This is a genomic window from Lentzea californiensis, from assembly GCF_024648825.1.
GTDB classification, from domain to species: Bacteria; Actinomycetota; Actinomycetes; order Mycobacteriales; family Pseudonocardiaceae; genus Lentzea; species Lentzea californiensis.
In genome coordinates this window covers 1,250,825-1,269,785 of record NZ_JANBBE010000001.1, presented here as the reverse complement: position 1 = coordinate 1,269,785, position 18,961 = coordinate 1,250,825, and the positions used below count along the sequence as shown (strand labels likewise).

Here is an 18,961-nt window from a genome sequence, read left to right as displayed (position 1 = left end):
TCACTGTGTAGCGCGCAACGCTAGTTCAAGGTCACGCACATCGGTCGCATCCCACGGCTGTTCCCAGCCGCCGAGTGCGATCAGGCCGTTGATCAACCCCGCGGTGAAACCCCACACCAGCATGCCCGGCGCGGAGAAGGCCGCTCCGACGTAACCCGCGGGATGGCGCACCCGGAACCTGTTGGCAGGATCGGCGAGGTGCGCGACCGGCACCCGAGCGACCGCGGCGGTCTCCGCCGGGTCGACAGCTGCGACGGGGCTCGGCTGTTCCCAGTAGGCGAGCACGGGCGTGACCACGAACCCGGACACCGGCACGTAGAGCTCCGGCAGCGTTGCAAGTGGTCTCACTCCTGACTCAAGTACACCTGTCTCCTCGTAAGCCTCGCGTAATGCCGTGCCCACCGGCCCGTCGTCGGTGTCGTCGGACGCACCGCCGGGGAACGCGACCTGGCCGGGATGCGAGCCCAGCGTGTCCGAACGGCGCAGCAGCAACACGTCCGGCCCGTGCTCCTCGGACTCGCCGAACAGCATGAGCACGGCCGCCTTGCGCACGCCCTGCTCCGGCGCCCGCGGGACCCGCATGAACGTCTGCGCGTCGATCTCCTCGGTGGCCTTGGCCAGGCGCTGCATCCAGTCGGGTGGCTCTGTCGCCTCCGTCATCGAACCGCCTTCTCCACCTGTTCCGGTGCCTTGAAGTACGGCGGATCGGTGATCTGCCGGACCTGACCGTCCGCTGCTACGTAATACGTGGCGGGAAGCGTCATCGGCGCCTTGAATTGCTTGCGGAGCTGATCCGCCTCGTCGTGGACCGAGGGCAGCCGCACGCCGAGCCGGGCGAGCAACTCCAGGCCGTCCGCCTCCCTGCTCTCCACGAGAACTGGGACGACCGGGACGGCACCTGGTTGCTTCGCATAGGTGTCCAGCACCGGCAGCTCCTCCTGGCACGGCTGGCACCAGGTCGCCCAGAAGTTGATCAGGAGCGGCCCTTGGAGCGCGAGGGCCGTCCGGGTGCCGTCGCGCAGGCACGTCACGCCGACGCCGCCCTCGGCCCCCGGCACGCACGGCCGGAGCTGGGCCTGCGCGCGCAACGCGACCAAGTCCTGGGTCGGGCGGGTGGACGTGGGCGGCGGGGCCGGCGCAACGTTCCGGGGCCACAGCGCCACGACACCCGCCACGCCGAGGACGAGCACCACGACGAGCCAGCGCGTGCGGTTGTTCACGCTCCTAGCTTCTCACCGGCCCGTACCCGCTCGGCGAGCTCGATCAGGTGGGGCTTCTCGTCGCCCTTCACGAGCTTGGCGGCCTTGTCCGGGTCTTCGGGGCCGAGACCGTACGACGGGCAGTCGTTCATCAGCAGGCAGGCACCGCAGGCCGGGGTCTTGGCGTGGCAGACGCGGCGGCCGTGGAAGACGATCCAGTGCGACGCCATGGTCCAGTCGCGCTTCTCGATCAGCTCGCCGATGGCGTGCTCGACCTTGACCGCGTCCTCCAGCTCGGTCCAGCCCCAGCGGCGCACGAGGCGGCCGAAGTGGGTGTCGACTGTGAGCCCGGGCACATCGAACGCGTTGCCCAGAACCACGTTGGCCGTCTTGCGTCCTACACCAGGGAGCTTGACCAGCTCCTCCAAGTTGCCCGGCACCACACCGTCGTGCTGCTCCACGAGAGCGGCACCGAGACCAAGCAGGGACGTCGCCTTGTTCCGGAAGAAACCGGTGGGGCGAAGGATCTCTTCGAGTTCCGTCCGGTCGGCACCGGCGTAGTCGGCGGCCGTCGGGTACTTCGCGAAGAGCGCGGGAGTGACCTCGTTGACCTTCTTGTCGGTGCACTGCGCGGACAGGATCACCGCCACGACGAGCTCGAGCGGCGTGGTGAAGTCCAGCTCGCAGTGCGCGTCCGGGTATCCCTGGGCCAGCACGCGCACCATCCGGCGGGCCCTGCGGGTCAGGCCGAGTCTGGTTTCCGGTTTCTTGGTTGCGGGCACTGATCCAGCGTAGTCAACACGCCGAACCCCACCCCTAGATCCGCACTCGAATCCCTCATGCGCCACACTTCGGAGCATCATGACTGCCTGGCTTGTGATCGTCGTTCCGATCGTGATCATGTTCTTCGCGCTCTTCATGGAGCGCGTCGAAGCGAAGCTCCGGCACGTTGCCGTGCAGGAGAACGAGGTCGAGGAGTTCCTGGAGTCCGCCAGGCCCGAAGAGGTCAAGGCGCTCTACGGACACGGCATCGGTCGCGCCCTTGACATGTTCCGGCTCCGTCGCCGTGGCCGCGGTGGTGCGCGCAAGCGCGTCCGCTGACACGACCCTGGCGTTGACCGACACCCAAATGGCGTAGGCTGGCTCGTTGGGCTCTGGATCGAGCCAGCCGGGTTGTTCCTAGTAAGACGGCGAGCCGAGCGGCGATCCACAAGAGAGCCCTTAGACTGCAACGCAGTGATCGGCGGCACGGCGCTGACTCCACCAAAGATGGTGGTAGGCGTGCCGTCGCGTCGATTAGGAGGGACGAGGTGGACGAGACCCTGGCGCGAGCGGGCATCTTCCAGGGGGTGGACCCGGCAGCCGCAGAGGCGCTGGCGACGACCCTTGAGACGGTGGAGTTCCCGCGTGGCCACGTGATCTTCGCGGAGGGTGAGCCGGGCGATCGCCTGTACATCATCCAGTCCGGCAAGGTGAAGATCGGCCGCAAGTCGCCGGACGGCCGCGAGAACCTGTTGGGGATCTTCGGGCCCTCCGACATGTTCGGCGAACTGTCCATTTTCGATCCCGGGCCCCGCACGTCGACTGCGACGACGGTGACCGAGGTGCGCGCGGTGTCCATGGACCGCCCCGCGCTCCGTCAGTGGATCACCAACCGGCCGGAGATCGCCGAGCAGCTGCTGAGGGCCCTGGCCCGCAGGCTGCGCCGGACGAACTCGATGCTGGCCGACCTGATCTTCACGGACGTGCCCGGCCGCGTGGCCAAGGCGTTGCTGCAGCTCGCACAGCGCTTCGGCTCGCAGGAGGCCGGCCTGCTCCGCGTCACGCACGACCTGACGCAGGAGGAGATCGCGCAGTTCGTCGGCGCGTCCCGCGAGACCGTGAACAAGGCCCTGGCCGACTTCGCGCACCGCGGCTGGCTACGACTCGAGGGCAAGAGCGTGCTGATCCTGGACCCGGAGCGCCTGGCGCGCCGAGCCCGCTAGTTCAGAACGCAAAGCACCAACGCAACGGAGCCCCGTGCAGTACACGGGGCTCCGAGCGCGTTCAGCCCCAAACACGCGACAGAACTCCGGCAGGCATCGCGAGTTCGCGGCAGCACTCCGACCAGGCGAGCAGTTCCGCAAGTTCGCGGCGGCGCTTCGACCGGACGAGGTGTTTCGCGAGTTCGCGCTGGTCATCCGTCGCCTCTTCGTCTCGATTCGGCGAAGCCCAATCGGGGCGAAGCGGCGGGCGGATGACCAGCTTCCCGGCGAACTCGCCGCCGTCTGCGGAGCAGCGGCCAACAAGCACAGCCCCAAACACAAGGGACCGGGCGCCACCCCCGACGTGGCGCACCGGTCCCTTGTGTTCACACGGCCCATCCCCCGACGAACCGTGCCTTCCTTCCCTCCGGCGCGTAGGCCCCGACCCTCAAGCCGGAAGGTTGGTCTCGGTCGGCGAGTCGACTTTCGCACGTCGGCACCCCGACCACTCAAGCCCTTTCACCCTCAAGGACCTGGTGTGTGGCCGATTCGTTGCATGTTTCACCCGGTCATCCCATTCCCGTGACCCAATCGCAACCATCGTGACCCTGCGCACCCGATCTGGTACATCCGTACCAACTTTGGCATACTGGTACACATGTCCCACTCCGCCCGTCTCTCCGACTACCGCGCTGCCCTGACCACTCCCAGCATGCGCGGCCCTGTGGTCGCGTCTCTGCTCGCCCGCCTGCCCATCGCCATGGTCGGGCTCTCGCTGCTGCTCTACGTCGAGCGCGCGACGGGATCGTTCGCGGTCGCCGGCATGGTCTCGGCGGCGGCACTGACGGGTGTGGCACTCGGCTCCGTTGTCCAGGGCCGGCTGATGGACCGCTTCGGCCCCACCCGTCCCCTGCTCTGGGTGACCGGGATGTTCGCCGTCTTCGTCACCGTCTCCGTGCTCGCCGTCGAGGCGGCCGCGTCGGTGTTCGTGCTGGTCCCGCTGGCCCTCGGTGTCGGCGCGACGGAGCCGATGGTGGGCTCGGCTTCGCGTGCGCTGTGGGAGCGGATGGTCCCGGCCGGTCCGACGCGGATGGCCGGTTACGCCTACGAGGCGATCAGCATGGAGGTCTTCTTCATCCTCGGGCCGGGTCTCGCCGGTCTGCTGCTGGCCGCGCCGTGGGCGGGCACCGGTGTCGTCGTCGGCGCCGTGCTGATGGTCATCGGCGCCATGTGGTTCGCGTTCAACCCCGTCGTGCGCGCGTGGGGCCCTGTCAAGCAGGCACCGCGCCCGTTGCTCGGCGCGTTCGCCTACCCCGGTATGCGCACGGTGGCGCTGGCCGCGCTGGGCTTCGGTGTGACCATCGGCTTCGTCGAGGTGGCCGTGCCGGCGTTCGCGAAGGCCGAGGGTCACGCCTCGATGGGTGGCCTGATGCTGTCGCTGTGGTCGATCAGCTCGGTGGTCTTCGGCGTGCTCTACGGCATGCGCCCGTGGCCGCGCCCGATGCACCTGCGCCTTCCGGTGCTGCTGGCCGGCTTCGCGCTGCTGACGTTCCTGCTCGCGATCCCGGCGACGCTCATCGGTCTCGCCATCGCGTTGTTCCTCGTCGGCACGCTGATCACGCCGCAGTCGACCGCGCACTCCGCGGCGATCGAGCAGGTCACGCCGAACGGCATGGCCGCGGAGGCGTTCGGCTGGGTGATCACCTCGGTGACCGTCGGCCTCGCCATCGGCCAGGGTGTGTCCGGCCAGCTGATCGAGCACTTCGGCACGCGCCCGGCGTTCGTCGCGGCCGGTGTCGCCGGGCTGGTGATCGCACTGGCGGTCTGGCTGCTGCGCGGAACCGTGCAGCGCGGCGTGCCCGCCGAGGTGCCGGCCCGGTCCGAGATGGAACTCGCCTCGCGCTGATCGGTTCTTCCAGAAGGCCGGCCCACATCGGGCCGGCCTTCTTCTTTCGTCAGGCCACCCAGCGCATCGGCACCACGAGGTAGGTGAGCTCGACGCCGTCTTCCCCAGGCGGCGACGTCAGCACCGTCGAGCGGAGGCCGCCCTGGATCTTCAGCTCGATCCGGCGGCCCGCGAACGCCTTCAGCGCGTCCGCAAGGTAGCGGGCCTGGAACGTCTTGGTCAGCCGGTCGCCCTCGACGGTGGCCTTCACGAACTCCTCCGACTCGCCCTGCTGCGGGTCGCTGCCCTTGACCCTGACCTCCGAGTCCTCGACCTGGATGGTCACGGCCTGGTGCGGGCCGCCGTAAGGAGTGGCTCTGCGAACGGCGCGCGCCAGCGCGTCGGCGTCCACGAGCACCGTGCTGTCGATGACTGCCTCCAGGAGTCGGCGCGCCCGGTCGTCCGGGAACGGAGCGGCCAAGAGCGCGGTGGAGATCGAGTTGTTGCCCCAGGCGAGGCCGATGCGGTCCTCGTTCGCGTGCAGGGCGACCTTGTTCGTCGCTTGCCGGGCCGCCTCGACGATGGCCTTCGCAGGTACCAACAGGTCTAGTTGACCTTGTTGTTCCCACGGAAGTGTGGCGTAGGCCATGCGATAGCGGTCCGTGGCCATGAAGTGCAGCTTGTGGGCGTCCGACTGGATCCGGATGCCGGTGAAGATCGGCAACGCGTCGTCCTTGCTCGCCGCGCCCGCCACGGCCGCGATGATCCGGAGCTTCGCCGCGTCGATGTGGCCCTGCAGCTCCGGCAGAACCGGAACACCGGGGTGGTGGCCGAGGTCGAGCAACGGCAGCGCGAACCTCGACGTGGGCGTGCGGACGGCCAGCCGCTGCCCCTCGACCTTGAGCCTCACCTGCGGCTCGTCGAGCGACTGGAGGGTCGCGGCCAGCAGCTTCGCCGGCACGAGCACCTCTCCCTCGGTGTGCACCGTCGCGTAGACGCTCAGGCGCACACCGTGCTCCTGGTCGCTGCCGGCGACCTCCACGTCCGTGCCTGCCTTGAGGCGGAGCCCGGCCAGCACCGGGTCGAGCACGCGGGTCGGCAGCAACCGCGCCACCTCGGCGGCGGCACCGGCGAGCTCGGCTGTGGTGGCGGTGAGGTCCATGGTTCTGGACGCTAGCGGGCACCCCTGACAATTTCGGGCGCCCCGGTTCCGACCGCGGCGGTCAGGCGCCCGCCTTGCGGCGCGCCAGGTCGATGATCCGCTGCAGGTGCAGCCCGCGCCGCACGTCGCACTCGTGCGTGGTGGTGCCGCTGTCCACCATCGCCACGAAGTCGTCGAGCAGGTTCGTGAAGCACTCCGGCGCGGGCGTGTCCCGGTTCGTCAGGGTGCGGTGGCCCTCGGTGCCGAAGACGGTGAAGTCCGCGAACGGTGGCTGCATCGGCAGTGAGAGGCAGAGCGAGACGGTGCTGGTGGCGCCGCCGGCGTGCTGGAGGATCAGCTGCCACAGGCCGGTGTCCGTGACGTTCGCGGCCAGTACGTCGGTGATCTCGCCCAGTGCGGCGTCGAGCAGGTCGAACGCGTGCGGGCCCACGTCGTCCAAGGCGCCCTTGTCGTGGCGCCACGGGGAGTTCGAGAACGGGCCGTCGAGCAGCGCGCCGGAGATCCAGCGGCTGTCGGCGCCGGTCCAGCCGCCGGTGCGGTGCAGCTGGGCCAGCATCTGCTTGGTCTCCGGGGCGTAGCGGCGGGTCAGCACGACCAGGGACGCGACGCCGGCCTCCTCCACGGCGGCCACCAGTTCCGCTGCCACCTCTACGGATTCCGCGATCGGCTTCTCCAGGACGAGGTGCTTGCCCGCGCGCGCCGCCTCGATCGCCATCGGGCCCTGCACGCCCGGCGGCACGCAGAACGCCACGGCGTCCACAGTGGACAGCATCGCGGTGTAGTCCTCGAACGGTTCCGCGCCGAAGGAACCCGCCAGCGAGGCGGCCGCTTCCGGGCGGCGCGCCCACACACCGGTCAGCGCGGTGCCGGGGTGGTTCGCGATTCCGGGGCCGTGGATCATCTGGGCCCACGGGCCCGCACCGACAAGTCCTACGCGCAGCTGTTCTTCCACTCGCACATCCTGCCTCAGGTGTAACTGGCCTTGGGGACGAAGATCTCGCCGCCGTTGCCGAACTTCAGGCGCACGCCGTCCTCGACGGACTCCCGCTTCGGCTCGTGTCCCCAGCCGCCGGGCACCGTCACCACGTAGCCGCGGTCCGGTGACGGGCCGAGCCAGACCTCGTAGTGGTCGCCGCCGACGACCCGTTCGACCTTCTTCACGTACATGCCCGGCGCGTCGGAGGTCGGTTCGGCGCTGCTCACGGTCGTGCTGTCCGGCACGAACATCACCACGCCCGCCACCGCGGTGAGGCCTGTGCCCATCACCGCGCCCAACAGGAACAGCAGGACCTTCACCAGGCAGCCGGAGACGTTCGTCGCCATCACACCATCCTCGAGTAAGCGCGGTCGTACGCTCGGAGGATGCCCGACGACATGACCTTGCCGGGAAACCTGGTACCCCGAACGCCGGTTTCCCAACCCGCCGAGGCACGCGACGCCGTCACCGTGGTCCTGCTCCGCGACGGCGCCGAGGGCCTCGAGGCCTTCCTGCTGCGCCGCGTGAAGGGCATGGCGTTCGCGGGTGGCATGACCGTCTTCCCCGGCGGTGGCGTCGATCAACGCGACGCCGACACGTCCGTCGCGTGGACCGGTCCGCCGCCGGAGTGGTGGGGCGAGATCTTCGGCGTCGACGCGACGACGGCCCGTGCGTTCGTGTGCGCGGCCGTGCGCGAGATGTTCGAGGAGTCCGGCGTGCTGCTCGCGGGCCCCGACGCCACCTCGGTCGTCGCGGACACGAAGGACTACGCGCAGGCCCGGCAGCAGCTGGTCGACCGCGAGCTCTCCCTCGCGCAGTTCCTGGCGGCGAACGACCTCGTCCTGCGCGCGGATCTCCTGCGGCCGTGGGCGAACTGGGTGACCCCGTACGAGGAACCCCGCCGCTACGACACCCGTTTCTTCGTCGCCGCGCTGCCGTCGGGCCAGAAGGCCGACGGCGAGACGACCGAGGCCTCCGACGCGGCCTGGCAGACCCCCGCCGCCGCCATCCAGGACGCCCAGGAGGGCCGCCGCATGCTCATGCCGCCCACCTGGCGCACCCTCGACGAGGTGGGCGCGCTCGGCAGCGTCGAGAAGGTCATGGCCGAGGAACGCAGCGTCGAGAAGATCATCCCGAAGCTGATCCGCGACGGCGACGTCATCCGGGTGGTGTTCCAGTGAGCGGCTCCCCGCTGATCGGCGCCCGCGCCCAGCACCCGCGGTACGGCGAACTCCGCCAGGTCACCGAGCACGCCGCCGTGCTGCTGGCGGACAACCCGTCCCCGATGACGCTCGACGGCACGAACACGTGGCTGCTGAAGGCACCGGACGCGACGTCGTACGTGGTCGTCGACCCCGGCCCGCTCGACGACGCCCACCTCAGGCGCATCGCGGAGGTCGGCCCGATCGCCGAGGTGCTGCTGACCCACGGCCACCCCGACCACTCCGAGGGCGCGCGGGAGTTCGCGGAACGCGTGAAGGCCCCGGTGCGCGCGCTCGACCCGACGTTCACCTACGGGTCAGAGGGCCTCACGGACGGCGATGTGATCACCAGTGCCGGTCTGGAGCTCCGCGTCCTGGGCACACCCGGCCACACCAGCGACTCGCTGTGCTTCGTGATCGACGGCGAGGCCGTGCTGACCGGCGACACCGTCCTGGGCCGCGGCACGACGATCGTCGCCCACCCGGACGGCAGGCTCGGCGACTACTTCGAGTCGCTCAAGTTGCTGGCCGAACTGCCGGAGAACACCGCTGTCCTGCCCGGCCACGGCCCGGAGCTCGCCGACGCGGGGGAAGCGGCGCGGATGTACCTCGCGCACCGCACGCAGCGCCTGGAGCAAGTCCGCAAGGCCGTCCAGGCACTCGGCGGGGCACCGACCCCGCACCAGGTCGTCGAGGTCGTCTACGCGGACGTCGACAGGGTGCTGTGGCCCGCCGCCGAGTGGTCGGTGCGGGCCCAGCTGGAGTACCTGCGGACCGGTTACTGAGGCTGGTGGCCGTTGTTCGTGGCCCCGAACGCCGACTGACGCGACGAGGACCGGTCGATCTGCCAGCGGCCGCTGTCGGTGGCCGGCGCCCCGGTCTGCTCCCGCTGCGCCAGCTCCTCGTGCAGCTGCTGCAACAGGGCTCGCTCGCGCTCGCTGAGGTTCGCGTCCACCGAGGACGGCTCGGCGGGCTCGGCCAACGCGGCCTGCAGGGCCGCGAGCTCGTCGGGCTTGAGCTCGGTGGTGATCTCGGCCCGGTTGATCGGAACGGGCTCGGGGAGCACCTCGACCTCGGGCTCCACGGTGGCCCTCGGGATGCGCTTCACGGGCTTGGGCGGGAAGGGCTGCGAGCCCTCCACCGCCTGAGGTGCGGAACGTGTGCGTCGTGAGCCGGTCTCTTCCAGTTGCTCCGGCGCCGGTGTCGGCTCGGCCACCGGCGCCGGAGCCGGAAGCTCCTCGGCGGGCTGGTCGAACCAGGCTTGCTGCTGCTGCTGCGAGACGTGGTCGGCCATCGGGGCCGGGGCACCGGAGATCGGCACCGCGACGGACGACGTCACCGCGGCGGCGTGGTAGTCGCTGACCTGCACACCGGTCGCCATGACCTCGACGGCGGCGCGGACGCCCGCCTTCCGCAGCACCGTGTCGATCCGGTAGGCGGTCGCGGGCGCGAAGCCCTGCGGACCGATGTCCACCAGCACCACGCGCTGCGGCAACGGGCCCGGCGTGGAGCCCGTGGGCGAGGAACGCCAGACGCACCGCACCGAGCGGATGTCCGGCAGCACCGACACCGCACGGGTCAGGTCGCCGGCGATGTCCGAGGCCGGGTCGGTCTCGGAGGTGAAGCGGTGCCTGATGAACGGCAGCATCTCGACCACCGGCAGGCGGTCGGTCAGCGACCCGTCCGAGCGGACCTCGTGGAGGATCCACGTGATGGCGGCGCGCTCGTCCGGCAGCACGGGGATGGTGCCCGCGACGAGCGTGCCGACGAGCAGCTCGATCGAGCGGTCCAGTTCTCCGACCGCGAGGAACTCGCGGGCCTGCGACAGAGCGGCGTCGTCCACGCGCCCGGCCATCGACAACAGGAGATCGTGGAGACGGACCGGCAGGCCGACACCGTCGTTCGTCACGTCAACTCTCCTTAGCTGAGCACCAGGTGCTCATCGGACTCGGCGCCGGCGCACACCAGCTCGGATGCGGCCAACGCCGCCCGGTGATAGGGCGGAAGGTCCATTCCGGACGACATGACCTCTACGCACGGGTCGTGCTCGCCCAACGCCCGCAGAACGCGCTGCAACTCACCGGTCAGCCGGGCGTGGCCGGTCGTGGCCGCCACCAGCAGGACGCGGTTGATCCCGGAGGGACCGATGCGCCAGCAGGAGCGAACCTCACCGACCCCGTGCCGGCCTCGCAGCGTGGCACCGAGAACGACGGTCGCGGAATCACCCATCGGCACCCGATCGGGTGATTCCGGGGAAAAGGTGTAGTCGGTGGCGGGCAGTTCGTCCAGTCCTTTGACCGAACTGAGCGCACCGGGTTCCGCCCCGTAGGGCACCAGCGCGTCCTGCAAAAGGCGCAGTTCGTGATCGGTCAGCGGGATGCGTCCGTGCAGAAGGGTGCGCGGCAGCGACCGCGCGAGCACCGCGTACGCATCCGATGCGGCCCAGTCCCGGTACCGCCACAGCAGCTCGTCCGGGAGGCGCCCGGCGAGCCGCAGCAGCAGTTCGTGGCACGTGTCCGACATGTCACACCCTTCAGCAGAACCCGTAACCCGAACCGGGAACTCAGACCTCGACGATCAGTTCGATCTCCACCGGAGCGCCGATCGGCAGCTCGGCCACGCCCACGGCGGAGCGGGCGTGCTTGCCCTCGTCACCGAAGATCTCGCCGAGCAGCTCGGAGGCGCCGTTGATGACACCCGGCTGACCGGTGAAGCCCTCGGCGGAGGCCACGAACCCGACAACTTTCACGACTCGCTTGATCGAGTCAATCCCCACGAGCGCGTGCACGGCCGCGAGAGCGTTGAGGATGCACGTCGCGGAGTACTGCTTGGCCTCCTCCGGGGAGACCTCGGCGCCGACCTTGCCGGTCGCGGGCAGCTTGCCGTCCACGAACGGCAGCTGGCCGGACGTGAACACCCACGAGCCGCTCTGCGTGGCGGGCACGTAGGCGGCGAGCGGGGCGGCGACGCCGGGCAGCTCGATGCCGAGCTCCTTGAGGCGGTTGCTCCAGGTGGTCACGCCTTCACCCGCTTCAGGTACGCGACGTGCTGCTCACCCGTCGGGTTCGTCAGCACCGTGACCAGCTCCCAGCCGTCGTCACCCCACTGGTCGAGGATCTGCTTCGTTGCGTGGATCAACAACGGCACGGTCGCGTACTCCCACTTCGTCATGCCCGGAGCCTAACTTGCCACCCGAGCGGGGCCTGCCCGGTCGGCGAGGTTGGAGCTACCTTGATCACATGGAGACCTGGCGGATCATCGCCACCGGCCTGTTCGCGGTGGGTGGGCTGGTCTTGGTGCTCGTCGCCATGGCGCAGGTGCGTGACCGCAAGCACAGCCAGCGAGTCGCGGTCGTCCAGGCCGGACTGATCGGACTGGTGGTCGTGGTCGTCATCACGGCCGGCATCGCGCTGTGGCTGCCGTCGGTCGTGGCCTGGGCCTTGGTCGCCGCCACCGCCATGGCCGTTCTCTTCCTCACCATGGTCGATTGACCGACCGGTCCACGTTCGACCGATTTCACACATAGTCTGGACGTGTGACGTCGTGGACCGAGGAGCTGACCCGAGCCCGTCTGCACGTGGTCTCCGGCAAGGGCGGCACGGGCAAGACGACGGTGGCGGCCGCGCTCGCGCTCGCGCTGGCCACCGGCGGGCGCCGGGTGCTGCTCGTCGAGGTCGAGGGCAGGCAGGGCATCGCCCAGCTCTTCGACCGGGCCCCGCTGCCCTACTCCGAGGAACGGATCGCGTCCGCGCCGGGCGGCGGTGAGGTGCACGCGCTCGCGGTCGACGCGGAGGCCGCGCTCCTCGAGTACCTGGCGATGTTCTACAACCTCGGCTTCGCGGGCCGGACACTGCGCAAGATGGGCGCGATCGAGTTCGCGACCACTCTCGCCCCCGGCCTGCGCGACGTCCTGCTGACCGGCAAGGTCAAGGAGTGCGTGAACCGCACCGGGCCGGACGGCCGCCACCTCTACGACGCCGTCGTGCTGGACGCGCCGCCCACCGGGCGCGTGGTCAAGTTCCTCGACGTCACCAAGGCCATGGCCGACCTCGCCAAGGTCGGGCCGATCAAGGGGCAGAGCGAGGGCGTCGTGCGGCTGCTGCACTCCGGCGACACGGCGGTGCACCTGGTGGCGCTGCTGGAGGAGATGCCGGTGCGCGAGACCCTGGACGCCGTCGCCGACCTGGACGGCGCCGACCTGCGTCCGGGCGCGGTGCTGGTGAACCGGGTCCAGCCGGTCCGGTTGCCCGCGCGGTCGCTGCCGGTCGCCGCCGAGGGCCGGCTCGACGAGGCACGGGTGCGCGCGGGGCTGCAGACCGCCGGGCTCGACCTCGACGAGTTCACGCTCGAAGGTTTGGTCGACGAGACGGTGGAGCACGCCATCCGGGTGCAGTCACAACAAGAGGCCAAGGAACTGCTCGGCGAGTCGGACCTGCCGACGCTGGAGCTGCCGGACCTGACGGACGGGGTGGACGTGGCCGCGCTGTACGAGCTGGCCGAGGTGCTGGTCGCGGCAGGAGTCCGATGAACAGGCTCGATTTCGACCCGCTGCTCGACGACCTGGAGACACGCGTCCTCGTGTGCTGCGGCTCCGGCGGTGTGGGCAAGACGACGACGGCGGCGGCGCTGGGGTTGCGCGCGGCCGAACGCGGCAGGCGCGTGGTCGTGCTGACGATCGACCCGGCCCGGCGCCTGGCGCAGTCGCTGGGGCTGCGGGAACTGGACAACCACCCGCGCGAGGTCGTCGTCGAAGGCTTCGAGCCCAAGGGCGAGCTGTTCGCGATGATGCTCGACATGCGTCGCACGTTCGACGACATGGTGCTGACCCACGCGGGCCGCGACCGGGCCGACCAGATCCTGTCGAACCCCTTCTACCAGACCATTTCCTCGTCGTTCTCCGGCACGCAGGAGTACATGGCGATGGAGAAGCTCGGCCAGCTGGTGGCGCAGGACGAGTGGGACCTGATCATCGTCGACACCCCGCCGAGCCGGTCGGCGCTCGACTTCCTGGACGCGCCGCAGCGGTTGTCGACGGTGCTCGACGGCAGGTTCATCCGGATGCTGTCCGCTCCGGCACGGGCGAGCGGCCGCGGCCTTCTCAAGATCGTCGGAACCGGTTTCAGCCTTTTCACGCGCGCCGTGTCGACCATCGTCGGTGGCCAGCTGTTGCAGGACGCGTCAACCTTTGTTCAGGCTTTCGACAGCATGTTCGGAGGATTCCGCGAGCGCGCCCAGCGCACGTACGAACTGCTCCGGTCGCCCGGAACCGGTTTCGTGGTGGTGGCGGCGGCGGAACCCGACGCATTGCGCGAAGCCAGCTATTTCGTGGAGCGGCTCAGCGCCGAGAACATGCCGTTGTGCGGGCTCGTCGCGAACAGGACGCATCCCGTGCTCGCGACCGACCTGCCCGCGGCGAAGGCGGTCGCCGCAGCGGACGAACTCGACCGCTCCGGTGACGCGCCGCTCGCCGCGGCAGTGCTCCGGCTGCACGCGGACCGGGTGGCAGTCGCCGATCGTGAGAAGCGGCTGCTGGCCCGGTTCACGCGTGCCCACCCCGGCGTTTCGCTGGTCGGCGTGCCCGCGTTGCCCGCGGACGTGCACGACCTCGACGGCCTACGGGAGATAGGTCGCCGGCTGGCCGGCGAGTAGACGCTGACAGCGCCTAACTGACCCTCGTGTCCTCAACGTGCTCTTGACGCGCGTTGTCGAGCAGTTCGTGCCACGAGTCGACGTCCGGACGGCGGCGCAGCAGAGCACGGCGTTCGCGCTCGGTCATGCCTCCCCAGACCCCGAACTCGATCTTGTTGTCCAGCGCTTCGGCCAGGCATTCCATGCGCACCGGGCAACCCAGGCACACGAGCTTCGCCTTGCGCTGCTCCGCACCTCGGACGAAGAGCTGATCCGGCTCCTCATCACGGCACGAAGCGTTGATACGCCAATCCCCCTGGTTCATATCCCCCACTCCTCAGTGCTGTCCAAATGTGGAAATCCGCCACACCCCTGCCACGGATGCCGTAGCGTTCGAGCCACGGCTGCATTCCTTGGACGTTGACGGACTGTAGTGCTGTTCGGTTCCCTGTCCAAGCCTGGGTCACCCGACTGTTACCTGTCTTGCGTATGTCTACTCATGCTGAGTAACGGCACTTACTGATCACCTTCACCCGTTCGTGTACGGCGTACGCTGGCCCGCGTGCGAGTCAGGAATGGCGTGCTCAAGATGCTCGGCCTGTGCCTGCTGGCTGGGGTTCTCCTCGCCGGCATGCTGTTCCCAGTCGTGGGTGCGACAGGTCTCGTCTCGAACAGAGCCAGCGACACGGTGGACAGCATCTCGGCCGACCTGGTGACGACGGATCCTCCGTTGATCACCACGGTCACGGACAAGGACGGGGCGCCGATCGCCTACCTGTTCGACCAGTACAGAGTCCTGACACCTCCCGAGAAGATCTCGCCCACCATGAAGGCGGCGCTGATCTCGGTCGAGGACCGCCGGTTCTACGAGCACCAGGGCGTGGACTGGAAGGGCACCATCCGCGCCGGCCTGACGAACCAGGTCAGCGGCTCGGTGTCGCAGGGCGCGTCGACGCTGACCCAGCAGTACGTCAAGAACTACCTGGTCCACGTCGTGGCGCGGAACAACAAGCTGGAGCAGGCCAAGGCCCAGGAGCAGACCATCGCGCGCAAGATGCGCGAGGCGCGGATCTCGTTGCAACTGGAGCGCAAGCTCGGCAAGGAGGAGATCCTCGCCCGGTACCTGAACGTCGTTCCTTTTGGTTCGACCATTTACGGCATCGCGGCGGCGGCGCAGGCTTACTTCGGCACCACTCCTGACAAGTTGACCGTTCCACAAGCGGCGATGCTCGCCGGAATGGTGAACAGTCCGTCAGCACTCGACCCCGAAGCGTATCCGGACAAAGCTTTGGACCGTCGCAACAAAGTGATCGACAGGATGGTCGAGAACGACAAGCTGTCGCGCGACGCGGGTGAGGCGGCGAAGAAGGAAGGCCTTGGTCTCGCGACTCCGGTGCGCACCCCGCCGAACGGTTGTGTCGGTGCCGGTCCGGAAAACGGTTTCTTCTGCTCGTACGTCGTGAACTACTTGCAGCGCGCGGGTTTCAGCGAGGAACAGCTGCGCACCGGCGGTTACACCATTCAGACCACATTGGACAGAGCGGCCACCTCGCAGGCGAAGGCCGCGGCGGAGGCGGGCGTCGCCAAGGGCACCGAGGGCATCGCGAACACGATGGCGATCGTGAAGCCCGGCAAGGAGCGCCACGACGTCCTCGCGCTGGTCGCGAACCGCGACTACGGCCTGAAGTCCGACCTGCGCCAGACCACGTACGACCTGCCCAGCGGGGTGGAGAACAAGTTCGGCGCCGGCTCGATCTACAAGGTCTTCACGGCCGCGGCGGCGCTGGAGAAGGGTCTCGGCATCGAGAACGTCATCCCGACGCCGACGTCGCACACCTCCAGGGTCTTCAAGGGTGGCGCCCAGCGCTGCCCGAGCACCGGTGAGCCCGGCACGCGCTGGTACTGCCTGTCGAACTTCGACTCGAAGTACCCGTCCTCGATGACGCTGCAGCAGGCCCTCGCGACGTCGCCGAACACCGGCTTCGTGATCCTCGAGGAGCAGACGGGCATGGACCCGGTCGTCGACATGGCCTCGCGCCTGGGCATGCGCGAGACGATGGCGACGAACCTGCAGGGCACCAGGCCGGACCCGAAGGCCAAGGACAAGCAGAACCGCATCTCGCAGACGGAGTTCTACAAGCAGAACGGCGGCAACGCGTCGTTCACGCTCTCGCCGGCGCCGGTGTCCACCCTGGAGCTCGCGAACGTCGCCGCGACCATCGTGAGCGGCGGCAAGTGGTGCCCGCCCACGCCGATCGCGAAGGTGCTGGACCGCAACGGCAAGGCCGTCCCCGTCAACGAGGCCCCGTGCGAGCAGGTCGTCGCCGAGGGTCTCGCGAACGGCCTCGCGGTCGGCATGAGCAAGGACGACACCGGCAACGGCACCGCCGCGGCCGCCGCCCGTGCCGCGAAGTGGACCCGCCCGATGATCGCCAAGACGGGCACCACCGAGGAGTACAAGTCGGCGGCGTTCATCGGCGCGACCCCGGACTTCGCGGGCGCCGTGCAGACGTTCAACGACGGCACCAACCCGCGCCCGATCTGCATCGGCGCCGCACCCCGGTTGTGCGGCAACGGCAACATCTTCGGCGGCACGATCCCGGCCAAGACGTGGTTCGAGACGATGACGAAGGTGCACGGCTCGATGCCCGCCTCGGCGTTGCCGCAGGTCGAGCAGCGCTATCTCAAGGGCGGCCGCGAGATCCAGGTGCCCGACGTGGTGGGCAAGCAGATCAACGACGCCACGCGGATCCTCGACCAGGCCGGCTACAAGGTGAGCCAGCAGTCGGTGAACTCCGAGCAGCCGAAGGGCACCGTCGTCAGCCAGTCGCCGCGCGGCAACGCGTTGCGCGGCACGGTGATCACGCTGTCGGTGAGCTCGGGGTACGTGCCGCCGCCGGTCGCGTCGGAGCCACCGGCCCAGCCGCCGCCCGCCCCCGGCAACCCGAACGAGCCGCCACCGATCACGCTGCCGACCGAACCGGAGCCCAGGTAGTCACCGGCGGAGCAGCTGTTCGAGCTGCTCCACGCTCACGTCGATGTGCGCCCGGATCTCGGCGACCGCCCTGTCGTGGTCGCCGAGCCGGATCGCGTCGAGGATGACCCTGTGCTGCGCCACGACCTCCTCCGGCGTCTCGGACTTCGAGAGCACCATGAGGTAGAAGCGCAGCTCCTTGGTCATCGCCGCGAAGAACTCGTCCAGCCTCGTGCTGTCGAGCAGCGCCACGATCGCCTGGTGGAAGGCCAGGTCCCGATCGACGATCCGGGCCGTGTCGCCCTCGGCGGCGGCCTCGGTGATCTCGTCGAACGCCCTGGTGATCGCTTCCAGCTGCTCGGGGCGCGGCGTGCGGAGCACCGCCGCCGTTTCCAGGCGCTCGCGGGCCGTGTAGAGCGCCTCGATCTTCTCCGGGGTCGGGGCGATGACGACGGCGCCGCGGTTGACCTCGTAGCGGACCAGGCCGGTCAGCTCCAGGATGCGGACGGCCTCGCGGATGGTGTTGCGCGCGACGCCCAGCTCGGCCGCGATCGCGCTCTCCCTGAGCCGGTCACCAGGGCCGAAGGCACCGGCCATGATCCGTTCGGAGAGGCCGTCGGCGAGCTGCTGGGCCGTGGTGGTGCGGCGCACTTCGAGGCCGTCGAGGGCTGACATGTGGCCAGTTTAACCAGTTGTCCTACAGTTGAACTGTACTACAGTTTGGGTCATGGACCTGACGACGTTCAAGGCGCTCAGCTTCGACTGCTACGGCACGCTCATCGACTGGGAGACCGGAATCGCCGCGGTGCTGTCACCGTGGGCACGCGAACAGGGGCTGTCGCTGTCCGACGAGGAACTCCTGCTCGCCTACGGCGAGCAGGAGGCGGCCGCGCAGGCCGCGACCCCGTCCGCGCTGTACCCGGACCTGCTGGCGTCGGCCTTCCGGCTCATGGGCTCCAACCTCGGGCGCGAGGTGAGCGACGAGTGGGCGTGCCGGCTGGGTGACTCGGTGCCGGACTGGCCGGCGTTCCCCGACTCCGCGGAGGCGTTGGCGCGCCTGGCTTCCCGTTACAAGTTGATCATTCTGTCCAACGTGCACCGCGAGGGGTTCGCCGGGAGCGACCGGCAGCTGCGCGGCGACTTCGCGGCGATCGTCACCGCGGAGGACGTCGGCGCGTACAAGCCCGCCGAGAACCACTTCCGCGCACTCGACGCCACGCTCGCCTCGTTGGGGGTGGAGCGTTCGGAGCTGCTGCACGTGGCGCAGAGCCTGTTCCACGACCACGTGCCGGCCAAGCGCGAGGGACTGCGGTCCGTGTGGATCAACCGGCGGCACGACCGGCCGGGCTGGGGCGCGACGCCGAAGCCGTCCGAGGACTTCAGCTACGACCTGGAGTTCGGGTCGATGGGCGAGTTCGCGGACGCGGTCGGCAAGGCGTTCTGATCGGGGTGCCGCAGCGGTCACAGCCGCTGCGGCACACTCGTGTCAGCCGGCCAGCTTGGCCTTCACCGCGGCGGCCACCCGGCCACCCTCGGCGCGCCCGGCGACCTCGGCGTTGACGGCCTTCATGACCTGGCCCATCTGCTTCTGCCCCGGCGCCTCGCCGAGCTGCGCGGCCACGGCGTCGAACGCCTTGTCCACAATGGACGCCAGCTCGGCGTCGTCGAGCTGCTTCGGAAGGTAGGTCTCCAGCACGGCGAGCTCCTGGCGCTCCAGCTCGGCCTTCTCGGCCCGGCCGGCACCGTCGAAGGCCTCCGCGGCCTCCTTGCGCTTCTTCGCCTCGCGCGAGAGGACCTTCACGACCTCGTCGTCACTGAGCTCACGGGCCGTCTTGCCCGAGACCTCCTCGTTCGTGACGGCCGTGAGCGCCATCCGCAGCGCACCGGCCGTGACGGTCTCCCGTGCCTTCATCGCGACAGTCAGGTCGTTCTTCAGCCGCGTCTTCAAGTCCGCCATGACGCAGAACGGTA

The 18,961-nt window shown here is 69.4% G+C and carries 23 protein-coding genes; 10 read left to right on the top strand and 13 right to left on the bottom strand.

Translation table 11 applies throughout. The features are described from left to right. From LX88_RS06670 to nth, 3 genes are read right to left on the bottom strand one after another with little or no spacing between them, the layout of a single operon-like run. On the bottom strand, positions 1-660 hold the full coding sequence (locus LX88_RS06670) for an NUDIX hydrolase (protein ID WP_258946900.1): 660 nt from the start codon (positions 658-660) through the stop codon (positions 1-3). Further along, the gene (locus LX88_RS06665; protein ID WP_258946899.1) at positions 657-1,220 is read right to left on the bottom strand and encodes a TlpA family protein disulfide reductase; all 564 of its coding nucleotides are present in this window, start codon (positions 1,218-1,220) and stop codon (positions 657-659) included. Before LX88_RS06665 ends, LX88_RS06670 begins: the two co-directional genes overlap by 4 nt. After that, positions 1,217-1,924, bottom strand: coding sequence for an endonuclease III (gene nth, locus LX88_RS06660; RefSeq protein WP_258947626.1), 708 nt, complete (start codon positions 1,922-1,924; stop codon positions 1,217-1,219). Before nth ends, LX88_RS06665 begins: the two co-directional genes overlap by 4 nt. 136 nt (positions 1,925-2,060) lie before the next feature. Here nth and LX88_RS06655 point away from each other — a divergent pair, with 136 nt between their 5' ends. The 3 genes from LX88_RS06655 (at position 2,061) to LX88_RS06645 (ending at position 5,069) form a co-directional block, all read left to right on the top strand. Next, complete coding sequence (locus LX88_RS06655; protein WP_030477588.1) at positions 2,061-2,300, top strand: hypothetical protein; 240 nt, start codon at positions 2,061-2,063, stop codon at positions 2,298-2,300. 209 nt (positions 2,301-2,509) lie between these two features. Beyond that, on the top strand, positions 2,510-3,184 hold the full coding sequence (locus LX88_RS06650; protein ID WP_030477589.1) for a Crp/Fnr family transcriptional regulator: 675 nt from the start codon (positions 2,510-2,512) through the stop codon (positions 3,182-3,184). Positions 3,185-3,821: 637 nt separating this feature from the next. Beyond that, positions 3,822-5,069: an MFS transporter gene (locus LX88_RS06645; RefSeq protein ID WP_258946898.1), complete on the top strand. Its 1,248-nt coding sequence runs from the start codon at positions 3,822-3,824 to the stop codon at positions 5,067-5,069. Positions 5,070-5,118: 49 nt separating this feature from the next. On the opposite strand, the gene dnaN is transcribed toward LX88_RS06645, so the two are convergent. The 3 genes from dnaN to LX88_RS06630 all read right to left on the bottom strand — a co-directional run bounded on the left by dnaN (position 5,119) and on the right by LX88_RS06630 (position 7,533). Beyond that, positions 5,119-6,210, bottom strand: a complete 1,092-nt coding sequence (dnaN, locus tag LX88_RS06640) for a DNA polymerase III subunit beta (RefSeq protein ID WP_258946897.1) — start codon at positions 6,208-6,210, stop codon at positions 5,119-5,121. Positions 6,211-6,271: 61 nt separating this feature from the next. Then, complete coding sequence (locus LX88_RS06635; protein ID WP_258946896.1) at positions 6,272-7,162, bottom strand: Gfo/Idh/MocA family protein; 891 nt, start codon at positions 7,160-7,162, stop codon at positions 6,272-6,274. A gap of 14 nt (positions 7,163-7,176) precedes the next feature. After that, positions 7,177-7,533, bottom strand: coding sequence for a hypothetical protein (locus tag LX88_RS06630; protein WP_258946895.1), 357 nt, complete (start codon positions 7,531-7,533; stop codon positions 7,177-7,179). A gap of 39 nt (positions 7,534-7,572) precedes the next feature. Here LX88_RS06630 and LX88_RS06625 point away from each other — a divergent pair, with 39 nt between their 5' ends. After that, complete coding sequence (locus LX88_RS06625; protein ID WP_372511193.1) at positions 7,573-8,367, top strand: NUDIX hydrolase; 795 nt, start codon at positions 7,573-7,575, stop codon at positions 8,365-8,367. Further along, positions 8,364-9,173, top strand: a complete 810-nt coding sequence (locus tag LX88_RS06620; protein ID WP_258946894.1) for an MBL fold metallo-hydrolase — start codon at positions 8,364-8,366, stop codon at positions 9,171-9,173. Before LX88_RS06625 ends, LX88_RS06620 begins: the two co-directional genes overlap by 4 nt. On the opposite strand, the gene LX88_RS06615 is transcribed toward LX88_RS06620, so the two are convergent. From LX88_RS06615 to sp36, 4 genes are read right to left on the bottom strand one after another with little or no spacing between them, the layout of a single operon-like run. After that, on the bottom strand, positions 9,167-10,297 hold the full coding sequence (locus LX88_RS06615; RefSeq protein WP_258946893.1) for a hypothetical protein: 1,131 nt from the start codon (positions 10,295-10,297) through the stop codon (positions 9,167-9,169). The genes LX88_RS06620 and LX88_RS06615 overlap by 7 nt on opposite strands. An 11-nt stretch (positions 10,298-10,308) precedes the next feature. Beyond that, positions 10,309-10,911 carry a hypothetical protein gene (locus tag LX88_RS06610; RefSeq protein WP_258946892.1) on the bottom strand — a complete coding sequence of 201 codons (603 nt, stop codon included), beginning with the start codon at positions 10,909-10,911 and terminating at the stop codon, positions 10,309-10,311. Between the two features lie 40 nt (positions 10,912-10,951). Beyond that, entirely contained in the window at positions 10,952-11,407 is a 456-nt protein-coding gene (locus LX88_RS06605; RefSeq protein WP_258946891.1) for a RidA family protein, read from the bottom strand. Then, positions 11,404-11,559, bottom strand: a complete 156-nt coding sequence (sp36, locus tag LX88_RS06600) for a Sp36 family protein (protein WP_090069797.1) — start codon at positions 11,557-11,559, stop codon at positions 11,404-11,406. The genes LX88_RS06605 and sp36 overlap by 4 nt, the downstream gene beginning before the upstream one ends. A 68-nt stretch (positions 11,560-11,627) precedes the next feature. Between sp36 and LX88_RS06595 the strand changes: the two genes are divergently transcribed. Genes LX88_RS06595 through bagB form a run of 3 tightly spaced genes read left to right on the top strand, consistent with a single transcriptional unit; the run spans position 11,628 to position 14,037 of the window. Further along, positions 11,628-11,879 carry a hypothetical protein gene (locus LX88_RS06595; protein ID WP_258946890.1) on the top strand — a complete coding sequence of 84 codons (252 nt, stop codon included), beginning with the start codon at positions 11,628-11,630 and terminating at the stop codon, positions 11,877-11,879. Between the two features lie 44 nt (positions 11,880-11,923). Continuing rightward, positions 11,924-12,916 carry an ATPase BagA gene (gene bagA / locus LX88_RS06590; RefSeq protein ID WP_258946889.1) on the top strand — a complete coding sequence of 331 codons (993 nt, stop codon included), beginning with the start codon at positions 11,924-11,926 and terminating at the stop codon, positions 12,914-12,916. Continuing rightward, entirely contained in the window at positions 12,913-14,037 is a 1,125-nt protein-coding gene (bagB, locus tag LX88_RS06585) for an ATPase BagB (protein ID WP_258946888.1), read from the top strand. Before bagA ends, bagB begins: the two co-directional genes overlap by 4 nt. 13 nt (positions 14,038-14,050) lie before the next feature. On the opposite strand, the gene LX88_RS06580 is transcribed toward bagB, so the two are convergent. Then, entirely contained in the window at positions 14,051-14,341 is a 291-nt protein-coding gene (locus LX88_RS06580) for a WhiB family transcriptional regulator (protein ID WP_090069789.1), read from the bottom strand. 237 nt (positions 14,342-14,578) lie between these two features. On the opposite strand from LX88_RS06580, the gene LX88_RS06575 reads away from it, so the two are divergent. After that, positions 14,579-17,011: a transglycosylase domain-containing protein gene (locus LX88_RS06575; RefSeq protein ID WP_258946887.1), complete on the top strand. Its 2,433-nt coding sequence runs from the start codon at positions 14,579-14,581 to the stop codon at positions 17,009-17,011. Here the strand turns inward: LX88_RS06575 and LX88_RS06570 are convergent, their stop codons facing one another. Then, complete coding sequence (locus tag LX88_RS06570; protein WP_258946886.1) at positions 17,012-17,665, bottom strand: GntR family transcriptional regulator; 654 nt, start codon at positions 17,663-17,665, stop codon at positions 17,012-17,014. A gap of 52 nt (positions 17,666-17,717) precedes the next feature. Between LX88_RS06570 and LX88_RS06565 the strand changes: the two genes are divergently transcribed. Further along, positions 17,718-18,434 carry an HAD-IA family hydrolase gene (locus LX88_RS06565; RefSeq protein WP_258946885.1) on the top strand — a complete coding sequence of 239 codons (717 nt, stop codon included), beginning with the start codon at positions 17,718-17,720 and terminating at the stop codon, positions 18,432-18,434. 42 nt (positions 18,435-18,476) lie between these two features. Here LX88_RS06565 and LX88_RS06560 read toward each other — a convergent pair whose 3' ends face one another. After that, positions 18,477-18,947, bottom strand: coding sequence for a GatB/YqeY domain-containing protein (locus LX88_RS06560; RefSeq protein ID WP_258946884.1), 471 nt, complete (start codon positions 18,945-18,947; stop codon positions 18,477-18,479). Between the last annotated feature and the right edge of the window lie 14 nt (positions 18,948-18,961).

Bases quoted from the DNA above. Each gene is read 5' to 3' on its own strand.
- LX88_RS06670 (WP_258946900.1), bottom strand. From the start codon at position 660: ATGACGGAGGCGACAGAGCCACCCGACTGGATGCAGCGCCTGGCCAAG.
- nth (WP_258947626.1), bottom strand. From the start codon at position 1,924: ATGGTGCGCGTGCTGGCCCAGGGATACCCGGACGCGCACTGCGAGCTG.
- LX88_RS06655 (WP_030477588.1), top strand. From the start codon at position 2,061: ATGACTGCCTGGCTTGTGATCGTCGTTCCGATCGTGATCATGTTCTTC.
- LX88_RS06645 (WP_258946898.1), top strand. From the start codon at position 3,822: ATGTCCCACTCCGCCCGTCTCTCCGACTACCGCGCTGCCCTGACCACT.
- dnaN (WP_258946897.1), bottom strand. From the start codon at position 6,210: ATGGACCTCACCGCCACCACAGCCGAGCTCGCCGGTGCCGCCGCCGAG.
- LX88_RS06630 (WP_258946895.1), bottom strand. From the start codon at position 7,533: ATGGCGACGAACGTCTCCGGCTGCCTGGTGAAGGTCCTGCTGTTCCTG.
- LX88_RS06625 (WP_372511193.1), top strand. From the start codon at position 7,573: ATGCCCGACGACATGACCTTGCCGGGAAACCTGGTACCCCGAACGCCG.
- LX88_RS06610 (WP_258946892.1), bottom strand. From the start codon at position 10,911: ATGTCGGACACGTGCCACGAACTGCTGCTGCGGCTCGCCGGGCGCCTC.
- sp36 (WP_090069797.1), bottom strand. From the start codon at position 11,559: ATGACGAAGTGGGAGTACGCGACCGTGCCGTTGTTGATCCACGCAACG.
- LX88_RS06595 (WP_258946890.1), top strand. From the start codon at position 11,628: ATGGAGACCTGGCGGATCATCGCCACCGGCCTGTTCGCGGTGGGTGGG.
- bagB (WP_258946888.1), top strand. From the start codon at position 12,913: ATGAACAGGCTCGATTTCGACCCGCTGCTCGACGACCTGGAGACACGC.
- LX88_RS06580 (WP_090069789.1), bottom strand. From the start codon at position 14,341: ATGAACCAGGGGGATTGGCGTATCAACGCTTCGTGCCGTGATGAGGAG.
- LX88_RS06570 (WP_258946886.1), bottom strand. From the start codon at position 17,665: ATGTCAGCCCTCGACGGCCTCGAAGTGCGCCGCACCACCACGGCCCAG.
- LX88_RS06565 (WP_258946885.1), top strand. From the start codon at position 17,718: ATGGACCTGACGACGTTCAAGGCGCTCAGCTTCGACTGCTACGGCACG.
- LX88_RS06560 (WP_258946884.1), bottom strand. From the start codon at position 18,947: ATGGCGGACTTGAAGACGCGGCTGAAGAACGACCTGACTGTCGCGATG.